The following is an 18,619-nucleotide window of genomic DNA, read 5'->3' as shown; positions in this document are numbered from 1 at the left end:
ATTTTGATGAACGCATATGTAGTCCTCATTTCTTGGGAGTTTTGAGACTACTCTATGCGTTTTTTTGTTGATTTACCAACATGTTTAGACATTTTCCTCTAGGAAAAAATTAACTAGCACCACGGGTTCCTTTATTTTTATTAACAAGTTTTATCACAGGCTTCATATATTTGATTATATCTTCATCTTCTACATAGATATCTGTTATCATTACGACATCTGTACTATTTCGATTGAGTACTTTCACTTGATCTCCAGCATTGATTTTCCCTCTAAATCTTTTAGGAATGAACCAACTATACATATGATTAGCATCACCAAAATGTGCTTTTATCGCATTCTCAGGATATAACTTATTCAATAGTTCATTCTTTTGAATTTTCAAAACTTCAAATCTATACTTATCATCTTCTGCTAATCTAAATAAATCTTCTAAACGCATGTTTTCTAACTGTAAGTTTTGAAAATCTTCCGGTATAAATTTTCGGTTCTGTTGCGAAGTTTGAAAATCAAACGCGCCCTCTCTGAACTCCAAATATCTTAGGCTGTTATTCCCATTAATACCTTGATTTCAGTAGACACCGAAAAGCTGAAGAGCGTTCCATTTCTTCGGTTCTTTTTATATATTCCTCGAATGGTCTCCATGCCCTTAATCGTGGAAGAGGCTGTACGGAGACTTTGATAAAATTTATTCCGTCGTTTAATAGGTCGATGGTCTTGTTCTATTAAATTGTTAAGATACTTCACAGTTCGGTGCTCTGTCTTAGTATATAAACCCACACTCTGTAACTTTCTAAAGGCGGAGCCAAGAGAAGGTGCTTTATCGGTCACAATTGCTTTCGGCTCACCAAACTGTTTATGGAGTCGTTTTAAGAAATCATAGGCTGCTTGCGTATCCCGTTTCTTTCGTAACCAGATATCTAAGGTTAAGCCGTCCGCATCAATTGCACGATAAAGATAATGCCAACGTCCCTTAATTTTGATATAGGTTTCGTCCATTTTCCATGAATAGAAGGATTGTCTATTTTTCTTCTTCCAAAGATAATAGAGGACTTTGCTGTACTCTTATACCCAACGATAAATCGTAGTATGACAAACATTTATTCCACGATCATATAACAATTCCTGAACTTCACGATAGCTTAGATTGTAACGCAGGTAGTAACCAACAGCGACAATAATGACGTCTTTTTTGAATTGTTTGCCTTTAAAATGATTCATTACTCTGTCCTCTCTGTCTTTTTTCTCAATTTTACACTAAAATAGATTTTTTGGAAAACTTTGCAACAGAACCCTTTTATTGAAAGTAAGAAGAACAGGCTTTTTTATTAGAGGCGTTCAAAATTGTTTGAGCGGTTAGCTTTTATTTTTTAGAAATAATTTCAAAAGTATTTTTGTTGTGTAAAGAAAGTTGTGCCAACCACTTTATTTTTAATGTTTCAGGATATTTATGGAAATTTAGCTTATTTGCACCAATCACAATGGCTCCGAATGAAACCAGTATTATCTCATAGCCAAGATTTTGAATATCGGTTAAAACATCATCCATTTTATCGAAAGATTAGATATTATTTTTACCAATTGTATTTGTTAAAGTTGTATTTCCAACTTTAATTACAATCCTGTCTCTATGAATGTTCATCAGGATATTTTTACAATTTCCATTTGATGTTTTGTATAGGGTAATAACTTTGCTATTATTTCATTTGTTGAAATCTTCAAATATCCAGTAGTAGTCCCATCACTACAACCATACCACCTGTCATCCGTTACATCTTTATCAAATATGATTTTAATTTTATTCTTTGTATCAATTAGTGTGCTAAAAACTGTAGCTGCTCCAATTTTGGTTTGTAGCATACTTGTCATATCTTCTTTGGAAGCAAAAGACACTCTTGAGATTCCTAAAGCTTTACTAAAATCTTTAGATTTAAATGGTTTGTCGCCACTCGTAATAAATAAATAGTAATTTGTTTTTTGTCTATTACACAAAAAGAGTGTTTTTACCATATGCATATCTAATTTCAAATTCACCTGTTCGCAATCTTCCATAGTTATCACTTCGTCTGTTTCTACACGTTCATACGATATGTCTAAACTTTCTAAAGCAGCGTAAACTTTTTCTTGTAAAAGTGTCTCATATTTTTGAGGTTTATTGGTTTTTATTTCACTAACATTAATCAATCTGAATCCTTCTTTCACTTAATATTTACTACAAAGAAACTTTATCATGTATAATTACATCACAAAAGAGAATATATCAGATCTTTAGTATGATAAAACCAGATATTAATGAGGTGTAAGCATGGATATGAATATTCAAAAGTATATTGCTTTTCTAAAAACAGTTGAATTGAAAAGTTTTACTAAAGCAGCTGAAGCTTTAAATTATTCTCAATCAGGAATAAGTAGGATGATAAATGATTTGGAGGATGAATGGGGTGTGACATTACTTGAACGGAACCGAACAGGTCTACGTCTAACTTCTGACGGAATTAACATTTATCCATATGTAAAAAATTTATTTGACGAATATGCATCTATGCAGAGAAAGCTAGAAGAACTGAACGGCATTAAATTTGGCGTAATTAGAATTGGGACCTTTTCAAGTGTGGCTACGCATTGGCTACCTCAACTTATCTTAAATTTCCAAAATAAATATCCAAATATAAAATTTGAATTATTACTTGGAGATTATGATGAAATCGAACATTGGATTCTTACTGGTAGGGTAGATTTTGGATTTCTAAGATTGCCCACACTGCCAAAATTAAGTACGCAATTTATACATCAAGATGATTTCAAAGTTATAGTACCGAAGAACCACTTTTTAGAAAAGAAAGATTCTGTTTCACTCAATGATCTCTCTGGGTTACCTTTTATTCTCTTAGATAAAAATGGAAACTCCAATATCACTACATTATTTGAAACGATGGACTTTTCACCTGATATTAATTTCACTACTTGGGATGATTATGCAATTATGGCCATGGTTGAAAAAGGATTAGGTGTTAGTATACTTCCGGAATTAATTTTACAACGTGTACAATATGATCTAACAATTTTAGATTTAGATGTTCCATTATATAGAAAAATAGGGATTGCATACAAAGAAGAAAAAAATTTATCTTTAGCTAGTAAAAAATTTCTAGATCTTTTATTTTTTGAATAATTCATCAAAAGTCTTAGCTCAAAATATATTTACAATCATAAAATCAAATCGTTTTCAGACTATTTTGATAAAATACGAGATAGAGCCTAATATCATTACCTGACCACTACCGATCATAATAATTACTTATAACAAGATTGAGTTTATCCGAAACTATTCCAAAAGAAATTTATATACTAATCACACTTCACTAAAATTATTTCACCAATACAAATATTTTCCTATAAGCAAGTCTAAAAAAACTGCTATAAGACAAAAAAATAGCGATTTACGATTTTTTTACCACAATCAGTATCGAGTTTAATATAATAGTATTATCAAAAAGGGAGTGTGATCAACATGCAAAATATAAAAAAAATACTATTAGTAGAAATGAAACAAGTTGAAAGAAACGAAGCTGTTAACTGTGTTGCAGGAGCTATCAGCGAAGGACTAGCTAGTATTGATTTTGAAGCTGCTAGGGTCTAATGATATGTCTACTAAAAACAAATCCAAAGGACTTATAGTATCAACTATTATTTTTTCGTGCTTTATTCTATTAGGTATCCATAATTTCAGCACAAACCTTTCAATCCCAAAATTATTATTAAACAGTTTAGGGATCTTCTTGTTTATCCTTTTACTCTTTCTTTCGATAAGAGAATTATTCAAACGGTAAAAACTATACTGTTTGTTGCAACAATTTTATTTATCTAATAAAAAAAGATAGTCTTCAAAGAAAAAGCTATTCTTAACATATGGCATTTTCATATTTTTAATTACCTATGACGTTCTATGGGAGATTTATTCTCATTATGATACAAAATAAAGTTATATAATTTGAAGAACACTTAAATAGCCTTAGTATTGCACACAAAAGCCGACTACTTCAATTTATGATGTAGTCGGTCTTTTTTAAATATTATTTGTACTAGATACTCACTATCAGTAGCTTCTTGTAAAACAGATTTTAGGATTACAATTTAAAATTCATTTACTTCCTTTTTAGGCATTTTTACTAAGAAGAACAGTGGGCTTTTGCCTACTGCTCTTCCTCTTTATCCAATCCCGCAATCTTTCGCTGTTTCCGATTAGATTCTTCAGCTACCCACTGTAAAACAGTCATAAACTCTTTTCGAGTAGCCTTTTCTTCAAATTCTCCATAGCTGCGATTATATTTTTTCATTATTTCCTCAGCTTCTTCTCTTTCAATCAAGTAACTTCACATCCAATTCGTTTTAAGTATAAGTGTCTCGCAATATAAGGTCGATATCTGTCACAGCAAGAACTATTATTGTAATCTGGTTGATATAGAATTTTATTACTATAGAAAAAATTAAATACTATAATTTAATCTAAAAAAGCTATTGCATACTACAACATATTTGTTGAAATGATAGAACAAAAGAATAATTTTAACAAATTAGAGAAGCTTGTTTCCATTTTTCATAGTGTAAAAAGTTTTTCAATTTATTCTGTGGCTGATAAACGTGGAAGCTGACTTAGTATCTCCGACATGGTAGTTAGTTCTGTTAAATGGTAATGCCCATTTGGTAATGTCTCTATTAAAATTTTGTTCGCAACAAATACCGCGATTTCTGCAGTCATTTTTGCTTCTTCTTCTCCAAAGAGAACAATTTTTTCAGGATCTTTAACTTGTCCATTTGATACTTTTACAACAAAAGAACGATCTCCGACTAATCCTCGTTTCATGAACCATACGGGGCTCTTTATTACTCTCGGATTTTTAAAAAGTCTTGCTAGTCCAACTTTTTTTATTGTTCTTAACAATGCAGTCAACCAATTTTGATCCAAACCGAGAAATGTTACATAATTGCGTGAAGGATCTGCAGAAAAAAGTAAATGCTGATCGGCAAAGCCAAAGTTAGCACTGCGACGCTTCCCAAATGGTGGTCCAAAATCCGTTTTTCGACTATAGACAAAATTTTCAATTGGTTGTGCCCATTTAGGATGTATATACGTACGATTTAATTGCTCAAAGGTCCATCTTACTGCTGCTTCACCGTGACGATCACCTATTCCTAAAAGGACATCAATTACTATCATTTGAGCAGATGGCTCTTTCTTAGTGTACGCGGCCGCGGCTAAGTTGGTAACACCAGGTGCTAACCCTAAACCAATGACTCTCTTGCTTTTTTCAGGAATGGGTAGCAAATTAACTTTTTTCAAAAAATCACTATTGGCACTGATATCCAAATAATCAATTCCTAATTTTTGACATTGTTCGACAAACTGGGTATCCGTTTGGTCCAAACAAACAATTACCATATCAAGATCAGCAAGTTTTTCAGGAATAACAAATTTATTCAAGTCTACTTCACTCTGTTCTAGAATGGGTAAAAATTCTTGGGCAAATACTTCCATTTTTTTTAAATTTCTTCCCATTAAAACAACGAAATACCCATGATTTGTTAACTCTCTAACATTACCTTTTCCAACCTGTCCATGACCGCCAACTACTGCTATCGTCTTCATCTTTCTTCTCCTTTATCTACCAAGTTAATTCATTTTTACCGATAGGCTAAATCGTATAAAAACTAACCACTTTTAATCATTATTTTATTCTTAGTTTTATGTGAGATAAATTAACCATTTTAAGTTTACAAATGTAATCAATTTCTATTACTTTATAAGTATCGTTTACATTCGTCAACGATAGAGCTTGAAATATTTTTATTTGAAAATTTTGTATTTAGATGATTATGAACTAATACAGTGTCGGAGGATACCTATGTATTTAAACTAAACTATTTTAGAAAAACCAGTAATCCTTTGAATTTTCTATTGGAAAATGAAGTAAAATATTATAAGAATAACCTTTAAAGTTGGGCAACTATTATTCAAACATCTAAACATACTCCTAAGAGAAATAGATATATAATAGACTAAGGAAGCGTTTTAAATATTGTAGAAAATAGAGAAAATTTATCAGATCTTCGGTTTAATTTTTACAGCGTTAATCGCTCTTGATATGAATGAGCTCTGATAAAGCCGAAGTAAATTGGCGATTTGAAAAGTTCAATTATTTGAGAATAGAATATTTTTTATATAGAATTGAGTTATAGTTAAGGGGGAATAGGTGTGTTAAATAAAATGTCAATTTCAACTGTGGAAGTCGATGGTGGTCGTGAAAATGAGCGATAATTTATTTTTAGAAGTACAACCAGAAGTATTTAAGCAAGTACCTCGTTTAAAGGATGGATTCTTGTTAACTTTAAATGATGGCTCTAATCAATTTTCTTCAGCAGAGGGATGCTGTATGATTGGTGATCATTTTTTATTAGTTTCCACACAACATTATATTCCAGCATATGATTTAACAATACCTTGCGAAGAAGCAACAGTTAAAACATCTGAATACGATACTACCTTTATTAATGGGCATTTAGTATTAGAGGTAACTCCATCAAATCAAACAATTCGTTTAAAGAATGAAAGTGGTATTTTAGATAGCAATGTCCAAGTCTATTTTGACTCATCAGACGCTTCGTAAATCTGTTCTAAATATAGTTTTAAAACCTCGAATATTTCTTATATCGAGGTTTTTTGATGAATTACCTAGTGTTTACGTGTTAAGGAACAATCGATCGAGCGTCACTAAAACACCGTCTTCGTCATTTGAAGGACATTGATGCTTAGCAACTTGCTTAACAGCTTCCGTTGCATTATCCATTGCATAACTCAGACCACAATACTCCAACATCTCAATGTCATTGCCCCCATCTCCAAAAGCAACGCACTGGTCAGGATTAATCCCCAAGCGCTCAACTAACATTTTCAAGCCGAAAGTTTTATGGCACTCAGAAAGAATCAAGTCTACAGAACCATGACCACTACTGGTAGGTACTAATAGCCCGGCTAATTTTTCACGGAACAATTCAACGTAAAATTCGGTTTTTTCAACAGGCATAGTCGGAGCAAATTTTAAAATTTTATCTTGAACTTCTGCAAAATCAGCTACCCATTCTAATCTATGGTAATAGATATTGGTTAGATCAAAAAATGCTTGACTCACCTTTCCTCTTTCACAGTAGGCACTATTCAGACCACACATCACATTTTTTACTTCAGGATAGTCTTTACATAAATCAAGGACCACCTCGATCGCTTTTCTAGGCATATCGGCTGAAAATAGTACCTCTGTTTTATCTTTAACAAAAGCACCATTTTCAGCAACAAAACTTAATTCATCATAATAATTTGGAAATAACGATCTCAATTGGTAGTATTGATTTCCACTTGCAACAACAAATTGACAATCAACAGCTTTCATTCACGATAAAACAGCCTTGAACCTTGGGATATCGTATGTGTAATCAGTACGAGCAAATGTTCCATCCATATCTACTGCTACCAACTTTAGATTATGAGGATTCTTATTCATAAAAACACTCCTGTCGCCTTTGATATCTTCATTATATTGAAAAAGTATTCAGACCTAAAGCAGCCTATTTTTCTTACTCCGTTAAAAATAAGAACATTTCTAATTTCAGTTAACTATCTAGATACATACAAGCCATTTTTTGTATTAAAAGCTACCGACCTGTCTTTCTCCTAACCCACAGGTCAGCCTAAATCAGTGTTGACATAAGATTTTTATCATTTTTACTTTAACTGATTTTCTATAACTGGTACATCCTTGGTCAGCTAGTATCATAAGTTGATCCTAAGATAAGCACCTTATTACTGAATGTAATACACAAATTTGATCTGGATAATTCATAACCTAGAAATAGGCCATCAAAATAAAAATATTACTTTTATTCATGTTCAATCAGGTAATAAACCATTCATGAATTATTTTTTTACTAAATGCGTTATAGGGTATGGTTTACCAAAACCATCTAAGTCTTCTTCAGATTCAATTTCAAATCCATGGCTTAAATAAAAATGTTTTGCATATTTATTTTGACTATTAACATCAATTCTTTTTATATCTTCAGTTTCAATCAGCTCAATTAATATTTGACTACCATATCGCTTACCAATAAAATCTGGATCAAGAAATAGCATAACTAATTCTTCTGCACTTACACCACTAAAACCGACAATTTCTCCGTTATCTTCCCATAAATAAAGTTTAACCTCATCTAAGTTCTCAGGAATGATTGCTTTATAAAAATTAAAATCTGCTTCAGCTAGAAAATCATGGGTTTGCTTTACTGACTTCTCCCAAATTTCTAAAACTAATTTATAATCATTTTTATTTGCTATTCTTTTGTTTAACATGCTCTTATTCCCCTTTTCTTATAATTTTAACTTTATTTGCAAGCATAGTTAGTCAAACATAAAGCTACCGCTATATTTTATTTAAAAAGGAGAATTCGTAATGAATAAAATCTATTTTATGCTTACTTCTAATAGTGGCGTTGGTTCTACCACAATATTTGCGACCCGCGCTAGACGTAACATTGATGATCTTTTAGCTTTTTTCTCTCAGTATTATGACGTATCAGCAAATTATACCAAAGATAAGGATATGATTGATCTATTGGTGCTACCAGAGCCCTTTGGACCGTTTAATAATGAGCGTAATTTGCCGGTCATTCAGATTCCGACTATTTTATTTTTGGAGAGAGACTTTGAAAAAATAAAAACACACATTGATGCTTATTTGGCTAAAAAATAAAACAAAAAAATCCTAAGTTATTGTCTGTGTCAAACCAATGCTTATTAAAGTATTGATTTGACTTTTTCTATTAATGCATCATCTGGATTGATACAAGGAATTCTCGTTCTGGACTGATATTCTGTAAGAAAATAAGGAAAATGAGTACAACCGATCAAAATCGCTTCGACTTGATTTTTCATAAAAAAACTCATTGAATCCGTCAGTCCAAATTGTTCTACAATAATACTAGGGTGGATCTTTGCTTCCACCGCATGTACCCAATCCAGATTCGTGACATTATAAACTCGTATTGTTGAATGGTGCTGCACTAAAACACTTTCTATTCCAGCCGCTCCTTGACCATTAGCGGTCAACACACCAATACGCTCGTGTTTTTGAGCCAAATCCGCATATACTTGAAATGGTGTGATAATCTTCATTGAATATTTCTTAGCCAGAAAATCAAAATCAATCGATGCACTCAGTGAATTACAATAAACCAACAGTAAATCAATTTTTTTACTCTGTAGATCTTTTATTTTCACTTCAATTTGGTGCATCTTTTCGAAGACTGGAAGTGTTTGGAAATAGGTCTGTTGAGCTGGATTTCCTGAAATAGGTACTTCTAACAATTCACAGGAAATTTCGTTCAATAGATCAGCTCCCATCCTAGTATCAATAGGTGTTCCCGCCATTACAGCCACTTTAGGCATACTGATCATTCCTTCAAAATGAATTTTTGCCTATTATACTCTAAAAATCAAATTTGAAGAATAGCGATCCGGAAGTTAAACTGAAAATTCTAAAGTAATTCTTTGATTTATTTAGATTCAACTTAACATCTTTAGTGTACTAATAAAAAATTCGCTCAATATTTCTAGCTATACTTTATATCCCAATATACATAAGCTTCCCTATTTTTACAGGTTACAAGTGAAAATTAAACTGCTTATATTGATTGCATTTAACTACTAAGGATGATGCTTGTTGTTAGTATGTCAGAAAAATCCAACAGTATAGTTTTGTCAGCACATTCATCATTCTTTCCTGTAAAACAAAAAGAGAGTAGACCTATTCTTCCACTTCATCATCGTTATCTAAAACAGCAATTTTCTGCTGTAAAATAGTCATAAATTTTTTCTAGTAGCCTTCTCTTTAAACTCATCATAATCTCAATTATCTTTTTTTAAGATTTGCTCAACTTTTTCCCTCTTGATTATTGCAATTCACACCTTATAAAGTTTTAAACTAATGGGAGACGTCATCTAGCTTAACTTATAGTCCCTGCTCCGTTTAATCTACACTTGTTATCTTGTATTATTGATAAAAGATAGACTAGTTACGGATTGAAATTAGGTTGCAATTCTAAAAATCCAGTAGTCTAAAATCATGCTTATTAATTTACAATATCTTAAAAAAGGGTTTTAACTTAATAACAGAAAAAATTATTCATGGGCGAAAAAATGATTAGGATGGCGTAAAAGTTAAAGATCTTAGTAGGCTCTTTGTCAATAAGGACTGATGAGTTGTGCAAAATCAAATCTGAGTCAGAATGAACCACATTCTGGCTCAGATTTTTTGTTATCTTACATTGATTAATTGATTGATCAAAAAGATTCTAATTCTCATGTTCTCAAATGATTTAAATCCGTAGGATACTCGTTTCATTGTCTTTATGTGGGTATTCTTCGCTTCTATTTTTCCATTGGAATAAGGATAGATCATTGCGTTGGTGATGCCTTCTTCATAGGTCAGAAGGTTTTGAAGCTTTTCCCGAAAGCTGTCATCTAACGTTTCGGGAAGTTCTGCCAATAAGGAGAAAAATAAGTCAGGTCTTTGTCTCGAAAGGCTTCAACTAATTCATGAAAAAAGGGATACGCCTCCTTTAGGGGCGGAGAAAACTCAAGCAATCGATCAATCATCATTGCTTCAGTAAGAAATGGGTATTTTGGTGCTCGGAAACTTTTCCATGTTTTGTATTCATAATGGTTGATGTTTGCACGATTTTTTAGCAAAAAGCGCCAGTTCTTTTTCAGTTTTTCTGCCTGGCTTTTCTGTCCGGCTTTACGAAGTTCATTCATTTCACGGATACGCAACTCATTGAACGCTTGATTCATGTGTTTGACAATATGAAACCGATCAATCACGACTTTCGCATTTGGCAGAACACGTTTGGTGAGCTGGAAGTAGGCGGCGTTCATGTCTGTCACCAAGAATTCTACTTCTTCTGGATTGGTAAAACCTAAGAAATAGCTTGTTAATCGAGGTAATTTACGCGTAGGCAAAACATCTATTAATTTTCCTGTTTCGCCATCTGCACAAATAAAGCTCATTTTATCTTCTATAGAAGTATGCGAACGAAATTCATCAACCATCAATACTCTGGGGAGAATCTTCTTAGATTGCTTTGGTAAATAGCTTTTAAACTCTTTCAATGTACGAATAACGGTGGTCAAAGATACCTAACAGCTTTTCGCAATAAAAGATAAAGATACTTTTTCAGTCAGTAAAGAAGCAATTTTATATCTAACATGATTTGCGATTGAATGTCTGGGTTGGACAAAATAACTTTGAGCAGTCCAATGGGTGCGACAGTTTTTACAGGTATAGCGCTGCTTTTTTAGGCGCATAACCAAAGGCATATGATTTTATTGTTCAAAACGGACAATCGTTTCCTTCTTCCCATTTTTCACCATAATTGCTTTCCCGTTTCCATCTACCACAGTAGAATCACAACTTCTACAAGCACGAGGAGTAGGCGAGAGAACAGCATCGACGACCAACGTCTTTTTCTTCTGAAGGGTCTCGTAAGAGACCTCTGTAATCATCAAATCTTTCTCTATTATTCTCAGCATTTTTTTGATAGAATCATTCATATAGCATATCGTCCTCTCAGTTGTTTATTTTGTGGTGATTTAATCATACTAGAGAACGATATGTTTTTTAATACCTAAAATGAAAATGGGGCTGAAGAATCAATTCTGATTCATCAGTCCCATAAATTATAGAGCCAAAAGACTTTGTACGCCTATTGGTTTCAGGCACACAAAGTCTTTTTCGATTAAATAAACGTCACCGTTTCCGTCACTTCGATCGCTGGATCTAATGATTGGATCACGGGGCAATTTGGTGAAACGAGTTTTAGGCAACGGGTCGCTTTGTCATGGTCGGCTTCAGCGATTTTCGCATAAAACTGAATGTGGATGGCACTGACTGGTTGGGCTTTTTTGTTGTCGTCTCGGTCATAGCTGACTTCGATCTTTTCGATTTCTGCTGTGATTTTTGAATTCTCTAAGACGGATGCGTATACATAGCCACCGCAAGCAGCGACCGCACTCACCAGCATTTGGACGGGCGAATAGCCTTTTTCCCGTGCTAACACCCAATTGCCAGTTGGGGTCGTCATTTCAAGTTTGTCGCTTCCTTGATGGATCGTCAATGTTTCTACTGTCATCGTTTTTCTCTCCTCACAAAATGATCTGGTTCAACTTCGACCCATTCATACAATGGTGTCAAAGTAATCGTGCTTTGAATCTCCGTTTGTTCCATCGCACCTCTTGCTAACACAGGATCAGCGATCGGCGCTGCTGCTAATAATTTCTTCGTGTAGGGATGCAGCGGATTGTCAAACAAACGGTCGGTGGGTGCCAATTCAACTAGTTTCCCTTGATACATGACGGCTGTTCGGTCACTGATATGACGAATCACGGACAAGTCATGGGAAATGAACAAATAAGACAATGAAAACTCTTTTTGCAAACGCAGCAGCAATTGGATGATCTGAGCCTGAATGGAGACATCTAATGCCGAAGTCGGTTCATCACACAAGACGAACGCCGGGCGATTGACCACCGCACGAGCGATGCCGATCCGTTGCCGTTGTCCGCCGCTGAAACTGCGGGGCAGTTTATGGACATCATCACCCGTGATCCCGACGATCGCTAAGATTTCTTTGGCTTTCGCTCGGGCAGCATCTTTCGTTTCATGATACAACGGCTCCATCACCAGTTCAAGTGCCGTCATGCGGGGATTCAATGATGAATACGGATCTTGGAAAATGATCTGCATTTGCTGATACGCTGCTTTGCGATCTTCTGCCGTCAATGCTGTTAGCTCTTTGCCTTCAAAGAAAATCTCCCCGCTTGTTAAAGTCTCTAAATTTAAAATACTGCGTCCTAAAGTGGTTTTCCCACTCCCAGATTCCCCTACTAGCCCCAATGTCTCGCCCCGATGGATCGTTAGACTGACATCTTCGACTGCTCGGACTTCACTGACAGTGCCGCGCCAGTTTTTGCTGCGAAAGGTTTTCGTCGCATGTTCTACGCGAATCAGTTCTTCCATTATTCTGTCACCTCCTGATTGCACCAAACGCGATGGGTCTTAGATAACTGCGTTTCTTGCAACTCATTTGCCAATGTCTCATGATAGTCAAAGACTTTTAATTCGGCATGCTTGTCGCCTAAATGTGCCGCTTGCAATAATTGTTTCGTATAAGGATGCGCAGGTTGATAAAAGATCTCTTCCGTGGTGCCTTCTTCCACGACTCGACCTTGATACATCACTTTAATAAAGTCGCACATTCCTGCAACGACCCCAAAGTCATGGGTCACAAGGACGACGGAAAGCTGGTTCTCTCTTTGCAGGTTTTTGATCAAGGCCAAAATCTGTGCTTGGATCGTCACATCTAAAGCCGTCGTCGGTTCATCTGCGATCAGCAATTTCGGTTGCGCCAATAAAGCCATGGCGATCATCACCCGCTGACGCATCCCTCCTGATAACTCGTGGGGATATTGTTTCATACGTTGTACTGGAAAAGGTATGCCGACTTTTTCTAACTCTTTGACGGCGATTTCTTGAGCTGCTTTTTTCGATACGTTTTGTGAGCGGCGAATCACTTCGATCAAATGATAGCCAATCGTACGCAAAGGATTCAACGAAGTCATCGGGTCTTGAAAAATCATGGCGATCGGTAATGTTCGACGATCGGTCACTGCTGCTCCTTCAAATGTATAACTGGCATAGTGATCGGTCACCTTATCAGGCAAAAGATCCATGACACTTTTCATGGTCATACTTTTGCCACTACCAGATTCGCCGACGATCCCAACCACTTTGCCTTTTGGAATCACTAGATCCAGCTTTTTGACTAACGGTTTCGGACCGGTTTTGCTGTGAAACGTCACATTCAACGCTTCGATCGCTAACAATTCTGTCTTCATCGGTCACACCTCCCTTTGCAAGACATGTTTGATCATGTCGCCGATGTTGTTGAAGGAATAGATGGTGAAAATAACAAAGAGCCCTGGAAGGATCGCCATGTATGGTGCCCGCTGCAAGCTGTTTTGCGCATTTTGCAACAGACTGCCCCACGAAGCCATCGGCTGCTGAATGCCTAATCCGAGGAAGCTCAACGCTGATTCGGTCATGATCGCCCCAGAAATACTTGCGGATGCCGCAACGATCAAGGTTGGCAGTACTGCTGGGAAAACATGCTTCACGATAATACTGAATGAAGAACGGCCGATAAATTTCCCGTAAGCAACATACTCCCGTTCTTTCGCTGCTAACGTTTCACCACGAATCAAACGAGCGATGTTCATCCATGAAAACCCGCCGATCACAATAATGATCGTGGTTAGTCCAGGACGTAAAAAAACGCTCAAAACGATCACTAACACCAGCCAAGGAATCGATGACAACACATCGACGAGCCGCATCAGCAAGTTATCGATCCATCCGCCAAAGTAGCCAGAAACAAGACCGACAAGGGTCCCGATAAACGTCGCAGTGATCATTGCCAAAACACCTACAAACAAGGACACCCGACCGCCGTAGACGACCCGAATAAAGTAATCCCGCCCCACTTCATCAGTCCCAAATAAATGAGACCAACTCGGTGGCTGTGACATGTTGCTGACATCCGTTGCATTGGGATCGATCGGGATCAAAGGTGCAACAAGCGATAGAACGATCAATAGGGTCAAGAAAACGACAGAAAAAGTATAGATGGGCGAAGCAAGCATGACTTCACTGATTTTTTTGAAACGTTTCATTACTTGCTCCCTCCTTTACGGATACGTGGATCAACCACGGAATATAATACATCCGCTAACAAATTCCCTAAGATGACCAGTGTTGCTGACAGCAGCATGATCGCCATGATCACAGGATAATCGAGGCTTTTCGTTGCACTCATCAAGTAAGGTCCGACGCCCGGCCAGCCGTAGATCGTTTCTGTGATAATCGCTCCTGTGACCAACATCGGTAACGCCAAGCCGATTTGGGTGACAACGGGAATCAAAATATTGCGACTAATGTGACGACTGAAAATCTGCCATTTGCTGGCGTGGAATGCCCGTTGCACCATTACGTAGTCTTCTGATACTTGCTGAGTCGCTGATGCCCGAATATACCTTGTCAAATCTGGGAAGAAGGCGACAGTCAATGTGATATAAGGCAAAATAAAGTGCTGCAGAAAATCGCCAAAATCCCCTTCTTTGCCGACTGTATACATGCCAATGATCGGGAACATATTCAATAAGTAACCAAATACATAAATCAAGATCATCGCAAACCAGAAGGTCGGCACGGCGATCCCTAGAGATGCTACAGCATCAATGATCCGATCCCAAATCTTTCCTTTGTTGGCAGCGGCTAACAGGCCTAAAATGATCGCCAGCAATAAAGCCGTCAAATATGCAGGGATCACTAGCCGCATCGTATTCGGGATCCGAGTCGCAAGTTCTTGTGAAATGCTGCTTTGAGAAACCAACGAAAAGCCAAGATTACCAGTAAGAACATTTCTGATCCAAAGAAAATATTGAACCAAAAAGGGTTGATCCAAGCCATAGCGCTGCCGCAACAGATCGATTTGCTCTTGTGACATATTCGGTGTCGTGATGGAATCGATCACATCATACGGGGCGATATGTATAAGTGAAAATACGATAAAAGAGATCACAAATAGCAAAGGGATTGCTTGCAATACTCGTTTTGCAATATATCGAAACATAATTGACCTTCTTTCTTTTTCATAGAAAAAAGCTGTGATAAAAAAGATTCCTCTTTATCACAGCCAATGGATTTACTTGATTGTCAATTTAGACATATCTTCGAATGTATAGATTGGAATCAAGCCTGCATCTTCTACATTACCAATTCGGTTATTGACCGCTAAGATTTTCTTGTTGTCAACGATTGGGTAAATGATCGCTTCGTCAGCAATGGCTTTTTGCAGATCATCGTACAATGCTTCACGCTTGTCTGTGTCCAATTCAACTGCTGCTTGCGCAAACAAATTGTCAATGGTTTCGCTATTGCTTTGGAAGTAGTTGGCACTGCCGCCAGTTTCGAATAAACTGCCGTATAAGTCAGGGTCATTCCCCATGATATACCCGCCAAGGAACAGGTTGTATTTCGTTGAATCAGGTTTTTTCAACTCAGTGAAGATCGCAGTACCATCGCCCCCTTCAAGGGTAACTGTAATGCCTGCTTGTTGCAATTGTTGTTGGATCAACGTAGCTTGGATCGTTTGAGCTGGGTCAGTTGAGTTGAACGCCAAGTTCAATGACAAATCAGTGACACCTGCTTCTTGTAAAAGCTCTTTTGCTTTTTCAGCATTTGTTTCATATTTCTCGACATCTTCGGTAACGTATGGATTGTTCGGTGGTAAGAATGAATACGGTGTTGCATAATAGTCTTCATCTAAATACGCTGCTTGATTTAATTCATCTTTGTTCAAAGCAAACAATACTGCTTGACGGACCTTCACATCTTGTAATGCATCTGAATGAGTATTTAAGCCTAAGTATCCGATGCGGTTTTCTGTATAGGGATAAACAGAAATTTGCGTATCATCTAAGTCTTCGATATCTGAAGGCAAAACAACGGCTGCATCAACTTCCCCTTTTTGCAAAGCAACTTTGGCCGTATCAGTACTTTCAATGATCCGCAAGGTCACGTTTTGAATCGAAGGCTTGCCGCCATAATAGTTTTCATTGGCTTCAAAAGTAAAGTACTCACCACGTTTGTATTCTTTCAATTGATATGGACCCGTACCAACTGGTTTTTCAGGCAGTTCACTGACCGAAAAGTCGCTAACATCTTTAAAGATGTGCTCTGGAATGATGTATGTTTCGGTTGCGATATTGCTGATCGCTGCTGCACTCGGTGTTGGCAACACAAATTTCACGGTGTATTCATCCACTTTTTCGATCGCGATCGGCTGGTCGTCGACCCAAAGCGAATCGGCATTGCCGTTTTCTTTTTTGACTTTTTGTTCATACGTGAAAACAACGTCATCGGCAGTAAAATCTTCGCCATCAGACCATTTGACATCTTGTTTCAAATGCACGGTCAATGAAAGGCCGTCTTCCGCCGGTTCCACTGATTCTGCTAACGCATTTTGTGTTGTTCCATCTGCTTCCACTTTAACGAGTGGAGAATAGATCATGTTTGTCACTGTCAAGCCCCAGCGATCACTGGTGTTGATCGGGTTGGTGGACGATGGGTCCCCGCTGATGGCATAAGTGAATGTTGCATCATCGCCAGCACCAGCTGCACTGCTGGTTGCCGTTTCCTCTGTATTTGATCCACCGCAAGCTGCTAGAACGAATCCTAGTCCGACGACGGCAACACTTGCTAAACCTTTTTTCCAATTGATCATTTTTCCATCCTACTTCCTGTTCCTATATAATTATAGTAGATTTTTTGCTTTTTATTCCCAAACAGGGATACTTGATTTCTTGGTAACTTCGTCAATAATTGCTTTTACTTCATCGGTCTGGTAATACGCTACGACCGTTTGGTACACATCATTTTCTGCTTCGTCTGCTCGCGCAGCAATGACATTATAATAGGGCGTGGAGGAGTCAGCCACAGGTTCTAAGAAAATCGCATCTTCTGTAGGAACCAAGCCAGCATCGACTGCCATGCCGTTGTTGATCAAAGAGATGTCGACATCGGTCATTGCCCGAGCCGTTTGATTGGAATCAAGCAGCTCAAATTTCAAGGCTTTGGGATTCTCAGTGACATCACTCGTTGTTGGCAGTAACCCTTTTGATTCATCCAAAGTGATCAAACCGGCCGTTTGTAAGAGTAATAGTGCGCGGCTTTCATTTGACACATCATTGGGTAAAGCCACCGTAGCACCATCTGCCAATTCGCTGACATCAGTGATTTTATCGGAATAAATACCAAGTGGGTTTAATGTCGTATACGCAATCGTCGTGTTGGAATAACCACTTTCTTCGTTGACATTATCCATAAAAATTTCCGTCAATGCTGCGTGAAGATCGATAGACCCATCCTCTAGTGCGACGATTGGTTGGCGATAATCGGTGAACTTCACCAGTTGCAAGTCGATATTTTCGTTTTCCTTCAATTCTTCTTGCACATGTTCCCAGGCTTCATTTTGTTCGCCAACGACACCTAATTTGACGACGGTCGTTTCTTCATCCGCTTGGTTGGTGCCACAGGCAGCCAAGCTAAACAAGGCAAGCAGCCCAATCACTCCTGTCGTCAACACATTTACTACATTTCTTTTCATCCCTTTTTTCCCCTTTTGTTCCCTCCTCAGATCAATCGTCCTATTTCCTTTTCGAATGGTCCAACTAGACCAATTTCCCCTCTGTTTCTCAAAACGGTTCTGTTGCAAAGTTTTAAATCTACTATTAAATAAGGTAGAATAATAGAAAAAGATAGCAGGAGGAATGACGATGAATCATTTTAAAGGAAAGCAATTTCAGCAGGATGTGATTATTGTAGCCGTGGGCTACTATCTTCGTTATAACCTTAGCTATCGTGAAGTTCAAGAAATCTTATATGATCGTGGCATT

16 protein-coding genes and 5 pseudogenes are annotated in these 18,619 nt (G+C 37.0%); 5 read left to right on the top strand and 16 right to left on the bottom strand.

The window, feature by feature from the left end; translation table 11 throughout:
* Nucleotides 1–109 precede the first annotated feature (109 nt).
* The 3 genes and pseudogenes from OZZ83_RS14005 to OZZ83_RS13995 form a co-directional block, all read right to left on the bottom strand.
* Nucleotides 110–487: pseudogene (locus OZZ83_RS14005) on the bottom strand (hypothetical protein); the annotation flags it as partial.
* Nucleotides 488–540: 53 nt separating this feature from the next.
* Nucleotides 541–1,221 (bottom strand): annotated as a pseudogene (locus tag OZZ83_RS14000) (IS6 family transposase).
* Nucleotides 1,222–1,641: 420 nt separating this feature from the next.
* Entirely contained in the window at nucleotides 1,642–2,184 is a 543-nt protein-coding gene (locus OZZ83_RS13995) for a prolyl-tRNA synthetase associated domain-containing protein (RefSeq protein WP_070828444.1), read from the bottom strand.
* Between the two features lie 121 nt (nucleotides 2,185–2,305).
* Here OZZ83_RS13995 and OZZ83_RS13990 point away from each other — a divergent pair, with 121 nt between their 5' ends.
* Complete coding sequence (locus tag OZZ83_RS13990) at nucleotides 2,306–3,172, top strand: LysR family transcriptional regulator (protein WP_325066097.1); 867 nt, start codon at nucleotides 2,306–2,308, stop codon at nucleotides 3,170–3,172.
* 339 nt (nucleotides 3,173–3,511) lie between these two features.
* Nucleotides 3,512–3,640 (top strand): hypothetical protein, encoded by a 129-nt coding sequence (locus OZZ83_RS13985; protein ID WP_002316733.1) that lies wholly within the window; start codon nucleotides 3,512–3,514, stop codon nucleotides 3,638–3,640.
* Between the two features lie 553 nt (nucleotides 3,641–4,193).
* Here OZZ83_RS13985 and OZZ83_RS13980 read toward each other — a convergent pair.
* Together OZZ83_RS13980 and OZZ83_RS13975 are read right to left on the bottom strand one after the other, a co-directional pair.
* A complete protein-coding gene (locus OZZ83_RS13980) occupies nucleotides 4,194–4,337 on the bottom strand; it encodes a hypothetical protein (RefSeq protein WP_002329838.1) in 144 nt (47 codons plus the stop codon).
* 284 nt (nucleotides 4,338–4,621) lie between these two features.
* Nucleotides 4,622–5,647 carry a saccharopine dehydrogenase NADP-binding domain-containing protein gene (locus OZZ83_RS13975; RefSeq protein ID WP_002293560.1) on the bottom strand — a complete coding sequence of 342 codons (1,026 nt, stop codon included), beginning with the start codon at nucleotides 5,645–5,647 and terminating at the stop codon, nucleotides 4,622–4,624.
* 658 nt (nucleotides 5,648–6,305) lie between these two features.
* On the opposite strand from OZZ83_RS13975, the gene OZZ83_RS13970 reads away from it, so the two are divergent.
* A complete protein-coding gene (locus OZZ83_RS13970; RefSeq protein ID WP_002303333.1) occupies nucleotides 6,306–6,665 on the top strand; it encodes an iron-sulfur cluster biosynthesis family protein in 360 nt (119 codons plus the stop codon).
* Nucleotides 6,666–6,737: 72 nt separating this feature from the next.
* Here OZZ83_RS13970 and OZZ83_RS13965 read toward each other — a convergent pair.
* Together OZZ83_RS13965 and OZZ83_RS13960 are read right to left on the bottom strand one after the other, a co-directional pair.
* A pseudogene (locus OZZ83_RS13965) lies at nucleotides 6,738–7,556 on the bottom strand (Cof-type HAD-IIB family hydrolase).
* A 413-nt stretch (nucleotides 7,557–7,969) separates the two neighbouring features.
* Nucleotides 7,970–8,401 carry a GNAT family N-acetyltransferase gene (locus OZZ83_RS13960; RefSeq protein ID WP_002293556.1) on the bottom strand — a complete coding sequence of 144 codons (432 nt, stop codon included), beginning with the start codon at nucleotides 8,399–8,401 and terminating at the stop codon, nucleotides 7,970–7,972.
* A gap of 100 nt (nucleotides 8,402–8,501) precedes the next feature.
* Here OZZ83_RS13960 and OZZ83_RS13955 point away from each other — a divergent pair, with 100 nt between their 5' ends.
* Complete coding sequence (locus tag OZZ83_RS13955; RefSeq protein WP_325066096.1) at nucleotides 8,502–8,801, top strand: hypothetical protein; 300 nt, start codon at nucleotides 8,502–8,504, stop codon at nucleotides 8,799–8,801.
* 44 nt (nucleotides 8,802–8,845) lie between these two features.
* Here OZZ83_RS13955 and OZZ83_RS13950 read toward each other — a convergent pair whose 3' ends face one another.
* The 9 genes and pseudogenes from OZZ83_RS13950 to OZZ83_RS13910 form a co-directional block, all read right to left on the bottom strand.
* Nucleotides 8,846–9,496, bottom strand: coding sequence for an aspartate/glutamate racemase family protein (locus OZZ83_RS13950; protein ID WP_002293554.1), 651 nt, complete (start codon nucleotides 9,494–9,496; stop codon nucleotides 8,846–8,848).
* An 868-nt stretch (nucleotides 9,497–10,364) separates the two neighbouring features.
* Nucleotides 10,365–11,659 (bottom strand): annotated as a pseudogene (locus tag OZZ83_RS13945) (ISL3 family transposase).
* Nucleotides 11,660–11,844: 185 nt separating this feature from the next.
* Nucleotides 11,845–12,237 carry an OsmC family protein gene (locus OZZ83_RS13940; protein ID WP_002307605.1) on the bottom strand — a complete coding sequence of 131 codons (393 nt, stop codon included), beginning with the start codon at nucleotides 12,235–12,237 and terminating at the stop codon, nucleotides 11,845–11,847.
* Nucleotides 12,234–13,124, bottom strand: coding sequence for an ATP-binding cassette domain-containing protein (locus OZZ83_RS13935; protein ID WP_002316738.1), 891 nt, complete (start codon nucleotides 13,122–13,124; stop codon nucleotides 12,234–12,236). Before OZZ83_RS13935 ends, OZZ83_RS13940 begins: the two co-directional genes overlap by 4 nt.
* The gene (locus OZZ83_RS13930) at nucleotides 13,124–14,002 is read right to left on the bottom strand and encodes an ABC transporter ATP-binding protein (RefSeq protein ID WP_002307601.1); all 879 of its coding nucleotides are present in this window, start codon (nucleotides 14,000–14,002) and stop codon (nucleotides 13,124–13,126) included. The genes OZZ83_RS13935 and OZZ83_RS13930 overlap by 1 nt, the downstream gene beginning before the upstream one ends.
* Before the next feature lie 3 nt (nucleotides 14,003–14,005).
* The gene (locus OZZ83_RS13925) at nucleotides 14,006–14,836 is read right to left on the bottom strand and encodes an ABC transporter permease (RefSeq protein WP_002314376.1); all 831 of its coding nucleotides are present in this window, start codon (nucleotides 14,834–14,836) and stop codon (nucleotides 14,006–14,008) included.
* Nucleotides 14,836–15,795: an ABC transporter permease gene (locus tag OZZ83_RS13920; RefSeq protein ID WP_002307597.1), complete on the bottom strand. Its 960-nt coding sequence runs from the start codon at nucleotides 15,793–15,795 to the stop codon at nucleotides 14,836–14,838. Before OZZ83_RS13920 ends, OZZ83_RS13925 begins: the two co-directional genes overlap by 1 nt.
* A 72-nt stretch (nucleotides 15,796–15,867) precedes the next feature.
* Nucleotides 15,868–17,448, bottom strand: coding sequence for an ABC transporter substrate-binding protein (locus OZZ83_RS13915; protein ID WP_002376673.1), 1,581 nt, complete (start codon nucleotides 17,446–17,448; stop codon nucleotides 15,868–15,870).
* Between the two features lie 51 nt (nucleotides 17,449–17,499).
* The gene (locus OZZ83_RS13910; protein WP_002307592.1) at nucleotides 17,500–18,330 is read right to left on the bottom strand and encodes a MetQ/NlpA family ABC transporter substrate-binding protein; all 831 of its coding nucleotides are present in this window, start codon (nucleotides 18,328–18,330) and stop codon (nucleotides 17,500–17,502) included.
* Nucleotides 18,331–18,499: 169 nt separating this feature from the next.
* Here OZZ83_RS13910 and OZZ83_RS13905 point away from each other — a divergent pair.
* Nucleotides 18,500–18,619: pseudogene (locus OZZ83_RS13905) on the top strand (IS6 family transposase); the annotation flags it as partial.

It is taken from the genome of Enterococcus sp. E5-162 (assembly GCF_035725965.1).
GTDB classification, from domain to species: domain Bacteria; phylum Bacillota; class Bacilli; order Lactobacillales; family Enterococcaceae; genus Enterococcus_B; species Enterococcus_B lactis.
Note: the sequence above shows the minus strand (reverse complement) of the source record. Positions and strands in the feature narration are given on the sequence as shown.